9 protein-coding genes and 1 tRNA gene are annotated in these 14,248 nt (G+C 60.5%); 4 read left to right on the top strand and 6 right to left on the bottom strand.

Annotated features, from left to right (window positions below; translation table 11 throughout):
- Positions 1 to 65 precede the first annotated feature (65 nt).
- From CAQU_RS04135 to CAQU_RS04155, 5 genes are all read right to left on the bottom strand, one after another.
- Positions 66 to 1,031, bottom strand: a complete 966-nt coding sequence (locus CAQU_RS04135; RefSeq protein WP_075725485.1) for a GIY-YIG nuclease family protein — start codon at positions 1,029 to 1,031, stop codon at positions 66 to 68.
- Between the two features lie 233 nt (positions 1,032 to 1,264).
- Positions 1,265 to 3,274, bottom strand: coding sequence for a DUF2075 domain-containing protein (locus CAQU_RS04140; RefSeq protein ID WP_169836023.1), 2,010 nt, complete (start codon positions 3,272 to 3,274; stop codon positions 1,265 to 1,267).
- A 303-nt stretch (positions 3,275 to 3,577) separates the two neighbouring features.
- A complete protein-coding gene (locus tag CAQU_RS04145) occupies positions 3,578 to 4,555 on the bottom strand; it encodes a ribose-phosphate diphosphokinase (RefSeq protein WP_075725488.1) in 978 nt (325 codons plus the stop codon).
- A 94-nt stretch (positions 4,556 to 4,649) separates the two neighbouring features.
- Positions 4,650 to 6,122, bottom strand: a complete 1,473-nt coding sequence (gene glmU / locus CAQU_RS04150) for a bifunctional UDP-N-acetylglucosamine diphosphorylase/glucosamine-1-phosphate N-acetyltransferase GlmU (protein WP_075725490.1) — start codon at positions 6,120 to 6,122, stop codon at positions 4,650 to 4,652.
- A 451-nt stretch (positions 6,123 to 6,573) separates the two neighbouring features.
- Entirely contained in the window at positions 6,574 to 7,848 is a 1,275-nt protein-coding gene (locus CAQU_RS04155) for an MFS transporter (RefSeq protein WP_075725492.1), read from the bottom strand.
- A gap of 837 nt (positions 7,849 to 8,685) precedes the next feature.
- Here CAQU_RS04155 and CAQU_RS04160 point away from each other — a divergent pair.
- The 3 genes from CAQU_RS04160 to CAQU_RS04170 all read left to right on the top strand — a co-directional run bounded on the left by CAQU_RS04160 (position 8,686) and on the right by CAQU_RS04170 (position 12,941).
- Positions 8,686 to 8,910: a hypothetical protein gene (locus tag CAQU_RS04160; RefSeq protein ID WP_075725494.1), complete on the top strand. Its 225-nt coding sequence runs from the start codon at positions 8,686 to 8,688 to the stop codon at positions 8,908 to 8,910.
- Between the two features lie 622 nt (positions 8,911 to 9,532).
- Positions 9,533 to 10,609 carry a hypothetical protein gene (locus CAQU_RS04165; RefSeq protein ID WP_157108894.1) on the top strand — a complete coding sequence of 359 codons (1,077 nt, stop codon included), beginning with the start codon at positions 9,533 to 9,535 and terminating at the stop codon, positions 10,607 to 10,609.
- Positions 10,610 to 10,904: 295 nt separating this feature from the next.
- Complete coding sequence (locus CAQU_RS04170; RefSeq protein WP_075725498.1) at positions 10,905 to 12,941, top strand: hypothetical protein; 2,037 nt, start codon at positions 10,905 to 10,907, stop codon at positions 12,939 to 12,941.
- A 356-nt stretch (positions 12,942 to 13,297) separates the two neighbouring features.
- On the opposite strand, the gene CAQU_RS04175 is transcribed toward CAQU_RS04170, so the two are convergent.
- A tRNA-Gln gene (locus CAQU_RS04175) sits at positions 13,298 to 13,369 on the bottom strand.
- A gap of 144 nt (positions 13,370 to 13,513) precedes the next feature.
- Between CAQU_RS04175 and CAQU_RS04180 the strand changes: the two genes are divergently transcribed.
- On the top strand, positions 13,514 to 14,188 hold the full coding sequence (locus tag CAQU_RS04180; protein ID WP_075725500.1) for a TetR/AcrR family transcriptional regulator: 675 nt from the start codon (positions 13,514 to 13,516) through the stop codon (positions 14,186 to 14,188).
- Positions 14,189 to 14,248: the final 60 nt, after the last annotated feature.

A 14,248-nucleotide genomic window follows, 5' to 3' on the forward strand; every position in this document is an offset into this window, starting at 1 on the left:
ATCACCCCCGCATCCACCGGTGAAAGTTCACCGGGTGCGGGGGTGATGCATGTCCGTATGCGGTGTTACCAGATAGTGCGAATCGCGTTACTCCGGCATGCGCCTCTGCAACAAGTAGCTGTAAGCGGGGAGCCGGCCAATAGTACGAACTCCTTTGGGCCTTGCCACAAGCCACGGGCGGGAGTGCTATGTCCTTTCACCCGCATATAGAAGACAACCGCGTCATGGGTCGCGTCCATATCGATCTCCTCTGAGAAAACAGCCTCGTGCTGTGTGAGAGGTTGTTTGGTCTTCGTGTTTTGCTCCGCGGCAGTTGCTTGGTTGGAAGTGGCTGGGTGCTCGTCGGGTTCTCTTTCCGCTTTCAGTGATTCAACAGTCGGATGCTCTGGGGCTGGCTTGAAAGTAGGGGATTTGGATGCCACTGTTCCCGGATCGACAGCATTATCTGCTTGGCTATCAGAAGTTTTAGACCCTTGAACCTTGGCTTTGTCTTCGGTTGGTTCGAAAACGTACCACCCCAGCGTTGTCAAAATAAGGCGTGCATCTGACACGCATTTGGACAGCATCTGGCGATGGCGTTCAGTTCCCTCACTAGCACTTGGAGTGTAGCTATTGGCTACCTGGAAGCGACCGGATTTTTGGGCCAAGCGAGTAAAAGTATTCTCCAAGACGTCGAGTTCAGTCGCATTGAACTGAGCTTTTTCTCCAAGGATGAACAATGCGTGAGTGGCCCATGTGTGGCGACCCTGCTTGATGTGTTCCCTGACTCGCCCGATGGCGCCCTTGCCGTTGGCGCGGTTATTAGCTTGCCCGATATAGGCGTTTCCCTTGTGCCCTGGAATGCGCTCAACCATGACATAAATTCCAGGGTGGTTGAGTTCCGAGTGGTCGGCGTAGTCGTCAAAGGATTCCCGTGGGACCACATAGATGGTGGGGATCACGGTGTAGGGGATAGCCGCTCGAATTGACCCATCGGCCCGTTGCTCAAGAAGTTGTAGCTCGATAACTGTGGGATCCAAAGTGGGTGCCATCGTCTGGGGCCTTCCTCGACCGAATCCTCGACTCATTGAAGCTTGTCTCGAGTGCGTAGGCATTTCGGCTGATGATTTTTTGTTAGCTAGGTTGGTTTTTCCTATTTTCGCATGTGCTCTGAGCAGGAGCCATCTTGGATGCTTTCCTTCCGTTTCGATCTAAGATAATTACTCATCTAGCTGAACAACAGAAGCGTTGGAAGCGTTGTGATTGCTAGAGCACGTGTTTGCGGCTACCGTTTCGCCGGCAGCGCTTCGACACCAAAGTCGAAAAGTGCAGGCTTGGATTGTGGCGCGAAATCAACTGTGTTGCCGGGCCGGCTGCTGGTCGTCTGCTTTGGATCGCTCTCGACTATCCGGTTATCTGCGGGGCTGGCGAGAACAGGGAAGAACTTCTTGAGATGTTCCCTTAGTGCGTCATCGCAAACATAGAAGAACGTGCCCCGAATACCGCGGGTGGCCAGCACGTAGTAGGCGTTGAGTACAGCGTTAAAAATGTCTTCGTCTGTGGCTGGATTGTTTTTGGTTCCTCGCGTTGCGCCGGTGTCGGCGAAATGTTCTCGTCCGCCGAAAGCCACGGTTTCTCGGACTGGGTCGTAGGTGATGTCGGGGCCGATGATGACTCCGGCGTAGTTGAGATCGTATCCCTGGACCGTGTGGATAGAACCCACCTCGTTGATGGCGTTGTCGCTGCCCATCCAGTCTTCGATGGTGGAGTTCCATCGCAAAGGAATGCCGTCGATCTTCCAGTCGTAATCTGGCATGACATAGTTGGGGTCTTTCTTGCGCCGCTTTCTCGCCTTGACCTTGTTCCTTTCCCACGGCCACGCGTAACCTGCAACGATCCGTGCAAGGTCAAAAGTGTCGTTGCGGTCCTTGATGAGGGAGAGCATGTCCGCAAGGTCGTCAACGATCGCCAGCTCGTAGTTGGTGTACGCCGTGGGCGCGGGGTCATCGTTGAGGCTGAAGATGGCGCGAACGTATTCGGAGTAGGAAGGCAGGTGTTCCACCGAGGCGCCGTATTGGCCCGGTTGGTCCTGCGTCTGGAGCTGGTGCGGGTTGTGGGCCGTGGCCAGTGGTCCCGCGGCGACCGCCTTAACCCGAACCTGTTGTGCGAGTGAGAAGAACAAACCTTCACGTTTCGCCTGGGCGATGGTGTTGGCAACGACATCATCAGGTAAGTCCGACACGCGCACTGCCTGCTGCGGGTCGAGCAAAAGTATTGCCAGACTGCTGCGGCGCTGAACCCAGTCCAGCTCAGTAATGGTGCTAGTTTCTGGATCCTCTCCAAGAGAGGCGAGAACCTTTTTGACTTCTCCATTCATGGATCCGTAATTGCTGCGCTGCCTAAGCCGGTGGGCTTCATCCACGACGAGAATGTCGTATTGCTTTAGCGGGGATTTCCCTGTTTGCCCGTCGAAAGCGTTGTGCTCACCGATGAGACTCGCGTCGTCGGTTTCTCGACCGACTTTCAGCGGCGAGCGGATCTCAATGTTTTCCATTCCTGGCGTGTGCTTGAAGACCTTGGCCAGGGTTGTGCGCAGCGCAGACTGTGGCATGAGCAAACAAGACACCAGTTTGCTGGCTATGGCTTTGTTCTTCGGGGTGTAGAAGTCGGCGAAGGGATCATCATCGTGGATGAACTCGTCCTCCCATGCGGCGATATCCCGCAACGCTTTGAGCAAATAAATCGCCACGATGGTCTTGCCAGTGCCTGGTTCACCAGAGATAACAATGGTGGTGGCAGGGGAGTTGCTTGCCCGCTGGGTAGCGAAATCAATAGCGAAGATACGAGTGAGGATGGCGCGGACAGTGTCGGCTTGGTCCTTTTGCAGGGCTTTGAAAGGAGAGAACTTGTAGAACTCGGAATTCAGGACATCTTCCAGTTCTTTGGTGAAAACTCCCTCGTCTTTCAGCTGGCGGTAAACACCCGGGAACCCGCGGGCGTAGAGCTCCCGTTGGTAGTAACTGGATTCCTTCATCGCGGTGACGGTGTTTTTTACCTGCCGGGTACCGTCGCCGCTTGCGGCTTGAATGAGCCAAGACTCTAAATGCAGGCAGGCCGACTTGTTGAAAGCGTCGTTAGCGATGACCCGCACCTGCTCCATGTCTTGGAGTTTTATGTTGGTGTTGCGGTGCTGTTCCAATCGGGTGCCGACGTGGATGGTCTCCCCGATGTAGATGTCCTCATCATTTGTGATGACGTAGACCACCGGCCAGTCATTGAAGATGTTCGCAGGCACACCGGGGCGATTGTCATCGGCGCGATAACTGGTGCGATAGAGGTGGTAGTCGTCGAAGCTCATTGGCGAAAGGGATTTTGGCTCAAAGCCGGTGAGATCTCTTCTGCGCCACGAGCTCACAAAAGTGGAGTTCGTGGCGCAGGGAGTTGGTACTTCAATAGCTTAGGAGAGATAGGGGAGTTGGGGAATAGATCCGGTGGAACAATTCAGCGTGCAACGAAGGAAAACAAAACCCGACTCCTGGAAGTCCTGGTGAAGGATTTCTGGAATCGGGTTTTAGAGAAAGGGGGGCTTTAAGCCGACTTAGGCCTGGCCCTCGAACAGCTGGGTGACGGAGCCGTTCTCGAAGACTTCCTTGATGGTCTTAGCCAGCAGGGGAGCGATCGACAGGACAGTCAGGTTGTCCCAGCCTTCGGTGTTCTGGGGCAGGGTGTCGGTGGCGATGACTTCCTTGGCGCCACACTGGGACAGGCGCTCGCGGGCAGGCCCGGAGAACACACCGTGGGTGGTGGCGATGATGACGTCGGTGGCGCCAGCTTCGCGGAGCACGCCGACAGCACCAGCGATGGTTCCGCCGGTGTCGATCATGTCGTCGAGCAGGACACAGGTCTTGCCGGCGACGTCACCGACGACGCGGTTGGCGACAACCTGGTTGGCAACATCCACGCTGCGGGTCTTGTGGACGAAGGCCAGCGGGGCATCGCCCAGGGTCTTGGCCCACTTTTCTGCGACCTTCACGCGGCCGGCGTCCGGGGAGACCACGGCGATATTGTCGAGGCTGTAGTTGGCCTTGATGTAGTCGGTCAGGATCGGCATGGCGTGCATGTGGTCGACGGGACCGTCGAAGAAGCCCTGGATCTGGTCGGTGTGCAGGTCGACCGAGATAATGCGGTCAGCGCCAGCAGCGTAGAGCAGGTCGGCGACCAGGCGGGCGGAGATCGGCTCGCGGCCGCGGTGCTTCTTGTCCTGGCGGGCGTAGGGGTAGAACGGCAGGATCGCGGTGATGCGCTTGGCGGAGCCGCGCTTGAGCGCGTCGATCATGATGAGCTGTTCCATCAGCCACTTGTTCAGCGGCTGGGTGTGGGACTGCAGGACGAAGGCGTCGCAGCCACGCACGGACTCTTCGAAGCGGACGAAGATTTCGCCGTTGGCGAAGTCGCGTGCGGTCATGGGGGTGATTTCGATGCCGAGCTCATTGGCGATGGCTTCGCCGAGCTCCGGGTGCGCGCGCCCGGCAAACAGCATCAAGTTGCGCTTGTTGTCAATCCAGTTAGCAGTCATAAGTGTCGACCTGCTGACCCTTCCTCATTGGGTGTGTCCGAGAAAATCTTCCCAGTGGGTCACAGGCGTGGTGCCTGTGGCCGTGGAGGTTTTTCTAGGATTCGGTTTTTTCCTGGGCTTTTTTGGCTGCGTCTGCGGCCGGGGTGCCGGGGCGTTTCTTTTCGACCCAGCCCTCGATGTTGCGTTGCGGTCCACCAGAGACCGCGAGCGCACCGGCAGGCACATCGTCCCTGATTACTGTACCCGCTCCGGAGTAGGCGCCATCACCGACGGTCACCGGAGCGATGAACATGGTGTCGGATCCGGTGCGGACATAGGAGCCGATGGTGGTGCGGTGCTTGTTGACGCCGTCGTAGTTGACGAAGACGCTGGAGGCGCCGATGTTGGATTCTTCACCGACGGTGGCATCCCCGATGTAGGTCAGGTGCGGCACTTTCGAGCCGCGCCCGATCTGGGCGTTTTTGGCTTCTACGAAGCCGCCGAGTTTGCCGCGCTCCCCGAGCTCAGTGCCGGGGCGGATGAAGGTGTAGGGGCCGACGGTGGCGTCTTTACCGATGACCGATAGTGAGCCGTGGGTGCGGACGACGGAGGCGCCGTCGTGGACTTCCATGTCGATCAGGGTGGTGTCGGGGCCGATCTCGCAGTTGTTGCCGATGCTGGTGCAGCCGCGCAGCTGGGTGCCGGGCTGGATGAGCACGTCCTGGCCGATTTCGACCTCGACGTCGATGAAGGTGGTGTCCGGGTCGATCAGGGTGGCGCCACCGCGCATGGCCTTTTCGCATAGGCGGCGGTTGAATTCTTTGGCGATGGCGGCCAGCTGTACGCGGTCGTTGACGCCGGCGATCAGGTGGGCGTCGTCGATGCGGTGGGCGCGCACGACTTTGTCGTTGCTGCGGGCAATCCCGATGACGTCGGTGAGGTAGAACTCGCCCTGGGCGTTGTTGGTGTCCAACTGGCCGACGGCGCTGCGCAGCAGTGCCGCGTCGAAGGCGTACACGCCGGAGTTGATTTCAGTGATGGCTTTTTGGGCCTCGTCGGCGTCTTTTTCTTCCACGATGGAGGTGACTTCACCATCGCTGGTACGCACGATGCGGCCGTAGCCGGTGGGGGAGGCGATGGTGGCGGTCAAGACTGTTACCGATGCGCGCGGGGAGGTGGTGTGCTCGGTGAGGAGATCGCGCAAGGTATCGGCGTTGAGCATCGGCACGTCGGAGGTGGTCACCACCACGGTGCCCTCGAACGCGCCGCCGTGGGCGCGGTCGAGTTCTTCCAAGCCACAGGCCACAGCGTGGCCTGTGCCGTTTTGTTCTTCCTGCACCGCAGTCAACACGCGCTCGGTGCCGAAGACCTGGTTCAGCTTTGGGGTTTCATCCTCAATGGCGGGCACCACCTGATCGCGGCCGTGGCCGACCACGGCGACAATGTTGTTTTTCGCAACACCCGCCGCGGCGTGCAAAGCGTGGGCCAGCATGGTGCGGCCGGCAACGCTGTGCAGCATCTTGGGGCGGGAGGATTTCATTCGGGTTCCCTGGCCTGCGGCCAGGATGATGACGGCAACGTCAGTCAAGGTGGTGTTCTCCGATCGAGTCAGCTCGGCATTATTCTAACTTCCCACTTTTCCACACTCTTTCCATCGGCGCGTACCGCACACGCACACCCTTTCGCCCAGCTTTACTCTCACCTTCACAAAACCCCTGGCCAGCACGCAGCAAGCCACCTGTGAAAACGATGCCAGAGGTCATTATCACGCTGCTTGCAGCCCCATAACAGGTGCCGGTGCCGGGGTCTGACATCGCGGTGAAGCGATGAGTGCCCTGCAAGACCATGGAGAGCTACACCATGAAAGGCCATGCGCGGCAGCACCATGAAAGGCCAAGCGTGGCAGCAGCATGCTGTTGGGTTGTGCCCGTGTGCTGCTGTGCAGTCGTGCGGGTAGCCAAGCCCTGGCCGGTGCGGTGGCAGGGTTGGGAAGAGTGCGGTCGGCGGCAGTGCAGGGTGGGCTGTTTTTGCTTTGGGTTTTAAGCCTTGGCGGAGACTTCCTGCATGCGCGAGCCGAAAAACACGCCCACCAGGCCGATGGCGGCCAAAAAGCCCAGGGCTGCCTCCGGGGACAGGGACGCAAAAGCACCAGAGATCGCGCCCACCAACAGCAACACCACTCCCATTGCACTGTTGGCCACGGCCACATACTCAGTGCGCTTGTCGCCTTCGGCCATGTCGACCACATAGGTCTTGCGGGCTACTCGAATGGCGGTGTGGCACAGCGCGATTAAGAAGAAAGCGGCCGGCAAAATCACGCCGCTGAAAGTGCGTGCGGGGGAGTGCTCCAGCAGGATCAGTGCCACCAGAATCACGCTGACTGCCAGTGCCCCGAAGGTCATGGTGTTTTTGGAACTGCGGTCAGAAAGCCAGCCAGATACCCGCCCACCTGCCAGGGACGCCACCCCGGAGGCCAAAACGAAGGGAGCAAGCCCGGTCAGGGCGTCGCTGTGGCGGTGGCTCATGGTCACCACAAAAGTGGGCGATAGTGCAGAAACCAACAGCAGGGAGCGCACGATGACGAAGTGTCGGAAAGGCGCGTCGTCGCGTAGCAGTTTCAGTGCTGCCCGGCGGGGCTTAGCGCGTTTGGTGCCGGCGGTGTCTGGCTGGTCAATGGTGCGGGTGAACACGAATGCGGCGATAGCCCAACTGGCAGCCCCCGCCCCGATCAGGAGTGCGAGAGCCCAGCTGGGCAGGCCACTGCCTGCCACCTTCAAGCCCAGGCCCACGGTGACAGCAATGCCACCACCCCAGGCGGTCGCCAGGCCGCTGACGCGGCCGCGCCGGCCCTTGGAAATGGTGCGCCCTTGCACATCCTTAGAGGTAATGGAGCACACCGCCCGCGCCAGGGCCAGCACGCCAAGCAGCACCACCACCGTCAGGCCCAAGGCCATGCCCTCTAATTGCCAGGCGGCTAGGGCGATGCCGAGAGCGGCAGCTGCTTGGCCGGCAGCCCCCAACGTCCACAGGCGCACCCGGTTGGGGCGGCTTGCTAGGGCGGCACTGATTCGCACCTGGGGCAGCATGCTGCCGGATTCCCGAATCGGTACCAGCAAGGCGATGAGGAACCCGGGGACACCGCCGGCGTGCAGCACCCAGGGCAGGATGGTTTTGGCGTTCACGAGCTGGTCGCCGACGTTTTGCAAGCCCTGGGCGGCGATGAAGACGCGGGCGTTGTGGGCCTCGGTGGAGGAAACGCCAAGCGCGGTGGCTCGCTGTGGTGCGGCGGGAGTGTCGGCGGTGGTCAACGGCATGAACCTTTTCGCTGTGTGCAGGCAAGCCTGCGGTGGTCAAAACCTCAAAGCAGGCTGATGAATAGGGCCTGATGTTGGGATGACAGGCTACCTTCTGGAAGAAAAAGTGTCCTGGTTGTACAAGCTTTGCTTGGAATCCATTTGTGGAAAAAAGATCTTTTACCCCTCACGGGGTGGCTTGTGGGGGCCAGTCGCATTGTTGTGTGGGGGTGATTTTGCTTGTTGTGGGGGGTGTTTGCTCGGGGTGGCTTTGTTGGCTGCGGTGGTTTTGTTGGCTGTGGTGGATTTGCGTGCTGGGGGTGGGGTGGATGTGTGTGCCGGGGTTGTGGTCCGAGATTTTCGTTGGGGATGGGGATTGTGGTCGGGGCAGGTGGTGTGGGGGTGTGGTCGGGGCTGGTGGTGTGGGATGTGGGATGTGGGGCAGGTGGGTGAGGGATGGGGTGGAGGTGAGGGTTGGGGTGGAGGTGACGTGTCGTTGTTATTTTGTGCGGCCGGTGGGGGAGTCTGCTGAACGGGTGATTGTCGCGATGGGGGCATTGCGCCGTGGGGTGTGAAAAATCACAAGGGTTGGGTCGGTGTAATCGGCAGCTGAAACGTATGGGTGGTGTGGTGTGTGGAAGGGGGTGTCGAAATGCTTTTGACCTGCGGGAAGTGTGAATTTATTGCGAGTGCTTGGGTGATGGCTGTCGGTGTGTGATGCCGGTGTGGGCAGCCTATAAATACAGTTGCAATATCAAATAAGACTTTATTGACAATCTTGGCCTATGGTTTGGGGTGTTCGACAAAGCAGCACCCCAGCAACGTCACGCCACAGTTTTTCCAAGGAGCCTTAAAAACATGCGCAACCGCACCACAATCGCCGCCATCGCACTCATGATGACCGCCGCATCGCTGACCGCCTGCTCCGCAGACAACACCGCCTACGGCCGTGTTGCCTCCAGCTCCGGCATCGACACCTCCGCCGTGTCCTCACTGAGTGCCAAGACCCCCGGCGGTCGCGTTGCAGCACAAGGCCTCGTCAACGACGTCGCATCCACCCCCGTGGCACAGGCACACCGCTAAAACGCGGACTTTATCCCCGCCCAATCCAACACACGTCACAGCGGAGAAACCCCCCAACGCCCCATGCCGGGCTACGTCACCAGCCGTCACGTGCACCACCAGCACTGTGGCGGCTTTGCTGTAGGCAAAAACAAAATGCTGGGTTAAGCCTCAACATACCGCTGCACTTTTTTCATCGTGCGCATCACCCATCGCGGCCTCAATCTGTGCGCCACCTGCACTTGGGGCCAGAAAAACCCGTTAAGTACGTGTGCTTGCAGCAACGCCATAATCCCCATCGTGGTTTCTTGAAGGCCGACTTAATACGCCGGCAGGTGCTGTCTGCGCAGCTAGAATCGTCAAGAAAGAACCCACCGCAATAAGCATCCGCCTGATATCGACAGGTGTGCAAAAACAGTCAGCTGGTACACCACGGTGCGATGACCGCAGCGAAGATGAAAAACACTTTTCAGCCGGTGGGCGCAAGCACAGGAGCGTTAAAGCAGTGTCGGATTTTCCCACACCACCGACCCCACCCAAGGGTCGCGCCATCGGTGTAGGTCAAAGCCATCGCAGCGCTTCACACAACGCGCATCCGGGTGGAAAATACGTTGGCAGTGTCGCCTTTATCGCCCACAGCATCATGGCCGTCATTTTTGTGCTGCTCGGCCCCATTGACCTGCTGCTACCGCTGCCCCGGGTGATTCCCTCCCCAATTCTTACCGCCATCGCCATCCTGGTGTTAGGCGCCTTAAGCGCACGTATTCCGCGCTGGAGCAGCGCACTTTTGGCTGCTGTGGCCACAGCACTGTGGGTGGTGCAGTTTCGCCTCGTTGGGTTTTTCGATCTGCCAATTATCGATCTGACCACCGTCATCCTCCCCGCCCGCATCGCCGCCGCCCGCGAAGCACACCCGGTGCTCTACCCCCTGTATGACACCCTCACCCACCTTCTGCCCCTGATCGCCGGCACCGCCATCGCCGCAACGCTCAGCAGCATCCTGCCGACCCGCACCCGCCCGCCCGCAACCCAGGACAGCGCCAATTATCCGGCCGGGGGACACCCGTCTTTTCCGGCACCACACCACGTCGCACCCACCGGCGACACCCATGATCTTGAGAAGGCCAAGCCCCTGGAGAAAACCACGCACCTCCCGGCCATGGCCGCTGGCGGCAAAACCCAGGCTGAAACCACAAGTGCACACGCGGCGGTGCAAGACCGCCAGCCCCGCACCCGACTGGTCGCGCCAGGGGAGTCCTTCCTGCAACGGCACGTGATCTGGGGGATTGTGGCCTCAGCCTTGGTCACCGTGGCGGTGTTCTTCCTCGTCCTGCCCGACAGTGAGATCGTGCGCAGCTCGTTGATGGGGTGGTTTTTCCTCGCCGGCATGCTGGTGCTGTTTATCGCCCAACGCGGTGGGGTGGTGGTGTTTTCCACCCTCACCGCCCTCGGGGGCATATTTGTCGCACTCACCCTATGGCTGCGGCTAAGCCTAGGTCACGGTTTTAGCAACCTCGATGGCCTGTGGCATGCCGCGCTGCTGCTGGTCGTTGTGGCGGTGCCGGGGCTAGTCATGCTGATCAGTGGCACCGCCGGGCTGGTGGGGGTGCTACTGCGGCGAACAAAGCCCCCACACGCCGCACCCCCGCTTGCGCCGGTACCACCGGCACAGCCCACAGCTGTGGCGCAGCCGAAAGATTCAACTTCCAAACAGTCGTGAACAAGCTCGCCAGTCGGGGGTAGTAACCAATGGCTGCCCTAACGGTGGGTTACACCCCAAGGCTGTGCTGTTTATGGGCAGCTCAACGCCCATATTAAGCGGTGTTTGGGACAGTTCTGCACTCACCCCCGCAGGTGTGTGTATGCGTAACGTGGCAGATATCGATTGGCGATAAAGCTAATCAATAACCCCCTTGTGTGCGGGGTGCTGCAAGCAGCATTTCTGCGCACTAGCCCGCACTGGCCCGCACAAGCCTTTGCCTCTGCCTTTGCCTGCACCAGGAAAGACCTCCACCATGAGCACCACACCGCCACTGCACCCCGATCAGCCCGAGCACGGTGCACGCCCCGATGCGCGCAGCACAAACCCGCGCCCGGTGGCACAGCCTGAGCACAGCGCCCCGCAGCAGGCTGGCGATGGGTTAGCGCCATCTGCTTTCGAGCCCGCGGCGGGCACCACGCCAGCAGAACCTGGCGGTGGGTTCGGCCAGCGCCTGGAATACGCCACCCGAAACTTCTTTAAAACCCGGCTGAGTTGGGTTGCTGTTGCCGGTGTGGTCTTGAGCGTGTTGCTCATGCCCGCCTGGATGCTGGGGCCCGGGGCGCTTGCTTTGCCGGATTTCACCATGGCGATGATCCCCGGCTTTGTGATTTTTGGGGTGCTGCTGTCCATGAGCTCGCCCAAAACCACCCGGTGGGTGCTGGTGGTGTGCGCGACGATGTGGATCATCGCCCAGGGCTTCCACCTCTATGTGGGGGAGCCATCGCTTAGTGCGGTGCTTGAAACCAGCCTGGATTACGCCGAAGAACCCGATCTCAGCGTGATTGCCGAAAAAATGACCGCCCACCCGGAACTGGTCGGTCTTAACGACATCAGCAGGTGGCTGCTGTCGGTGTGGATTCCCGGCACGATTATGGCTGTGGGGGCCCTGCTGCTGCGGCGCGACACCGCGCCCACCGGCATGAAGGCCACCCCTACTGACCCCACTGGCCCCACTAACTCTGCTGACCCCACTGACTTCGCTGACACCACTGGGCCTGCTGACACCACTGACTCGGCCGATAGCACTGTGGGTCAGGTCGACGCGCCGGCGGGCGCGACTGCGGACGCTGCATCGTGTCTTACTGCTGCCACGCCGACGGTGGGGCAGTGGCAGTCCACCCAGCCGGAAGCTGGCACAGCCAACGGCACCAGCCACCCGCAGGCCACGCACGCACAGCATCCCGCGCCCCCGGAGAACACACCAGAGTTGGCCACCCGCCGCGCTGCACTGCGCGAAGCAGCGCTGGTCATTAGGCGCGTCGGCCGCACAGATCAGCCCTTCTTCAGCCGAAAACTCGTCATCGCGATCCTTATCGGCATCATCGGGCACGAAGCAGCCCTCCAAGCCGGCATCGCTTTTTCCGCCCACTACGGCTACGGCACAATCGACTGGGAACAGCTGCCATACCGACTGCTGGGAACACTGCTAGCCGCCGCAGTGGCCGTCGCCATCGTGTTCGCCGCCCGGCGCGCCAGCTGGACGGCAGCGCTGCTCATGATCGCCCCCACCGCCGCACTGACCGCCGTCACGGGCAGCGCCATGGTCATGTCGGGGCCAGTCATCTGCATTACCTGCCTGGCGCAACCCGCGGCCTCCCCGATCCTGATTGCCGGACTGGCCTGCCTTGTCCTGCTCATCCTCGCCCCCGCACGCCGCGAACCCGATATCGCAGCCCTGGCCGAACTCGCCCGCATCGACGGTATCGACCCCACCAACCCCACCCCCACCCGGGCGTGGGCCAAATCCCGCACCGCCAAAGAAACCTACGGTGTTGCCATCACCATCATCCTTCTCGCGCCCTTGCTTTCCATGCTGCGCTTCAACGGCAACCTCATGTGGTCTTATAGCCAACTGGTGCTCGCCATCACGGTTGTCGTTCTGGGTCTGTTGCTGTGGCGTGCCAGCACCACACTGCTCGTCAGCCTCGCCGTCCTCGCCGGTATTGCCGAAATCCTCGGCAGCTACGCCTGGCCCGCCTGGTACTACGTGGAAAACGAATACGGATACAGAAAAATCCCCTACCAGCTCGCGGACCTGAACTATGCGTGGGAGCTCGTCGCACTCCTGGTCGCTGCCACCTTGCTGGCCAGCCTGACAGTGCTGCACGCCCACCAATCGGATGTGCGCATCGCCGTAGCTAACAACGCCGAAAAGCTCAGCAACCACACCGCGCCGCAGCAACCAGCCGCCACAACAACACACCCCGCAACACAGCCCACCCCGACACCCCGGCACGGCGCTGAGACGCACACAGCCGGCGATGCGGAAGCCGATACCGGCGCTAGTTAACCACCCCACCACTGATCCGACCCCGCCACAGCCCTAACCCGCCCGTCTGTAGCCTCGGCCAGGTGCGGGCAGGGGGTTGGTGGCAGGGGAGTTGGTGCAGGCCTTCAGGGAGCTAGTGCAGCTTAGGCGGGCTGGTGGGGCTAACGGGGGCTCGTGGGGGAGCTAGCGTGCGCTCGTGCACACTAGCGGGTAAAGGCGGGTAAAACAGGGTTTCACCTGGGGAAACAACCCGCCGATAGGACACAAAGTAGGCCTATAGGACAAAAAGTGTGTCCGCGCGGGCCACAGCCAGCACGGACAAAGCCCGTGTGGATGAGACTGAAAAAATCTCACCCACACGGGCTTTGCCATAGTTGCTTCCCTGCTAGGACTCGAACCTAGAAAGACGGCACCAAAAACCGTTGTGTTGCCAATTACACCACAGGGAATTGCGTCGCTAATGTTAGCACACCTTCCCCCACCCACCCACAAGGGTCACAAAACCCCACCACAAGGCATAAAAAATCCCCACCCACCCCCACCACGACAGCCCATCACCACCACACAAGCAACCGTGATTTAAGCTCATAACCATGGTCAGGCAACGGATGAGCGGCAAACAACGACGAGAACAACTCATCAGCATCGGACGAGCACTGTTCGCCGAACGCGGATACGAAGGCACCAGCGTCGAAGAAATCGCCGCCCGGGCAGCAGTCAGCAAACCCGTCATCTACGAACACTTCGGCGGAAAAGAGGGCCTCTACGCCGTCGTCGTCGACCGCGAAATGGTGCGCCTCGAAGCGGTCATCACCAACGCCCTCGACACCGGGCGCACCCGCCGCCGCATCGAACAAGCCGTCCTCGCACTGTTGACCTACGTCGAAGAACACACCGACGGCTTCCAAATCTTGGTCCGCGACATCACCCCCGGCGGGGAACGCACCTACTCCACCCTCCTCAACGACGCCGTCGCCCAGGTCTCACACATTCTCGGTGGCGCCTTCGAACAACGCGGACTCGACCCAGACATGGCCGTCCTCTACGGGCAAGCGCTCGTCGGCATGGTCTCCATGACCGCCCAATGGTGGCTCGATACCAAAACCCCCGACAAAGAAATCGTCGCCGCCCACATCGTCAACCTGTGCTGGAACGGACTCGCCGGCATGGACAGCAACCCCCAACTCAAAAGCCTCGAGCACCCCCTCGAGACCACCACCAACAACCCCACACCAGCCAACTACGACAGCGCCACCGAATCCGAGTAGCCTACCAACCGTACCGGCCGCCCCCACCCCACCACAGGGCGCAACACCCACCCGGGGAAC

It is taken from the genome of Corynebacterium aquilae DSM 44791 (assembly GCF_001941445.1).
Classification (GTDB): domain Bacteria; phylum Actinomycetota; class Actinomycetes; order Mycobacteriales; family Mycobacteriaceae; genus Corynebacterium; species Corynebacterium aquilae.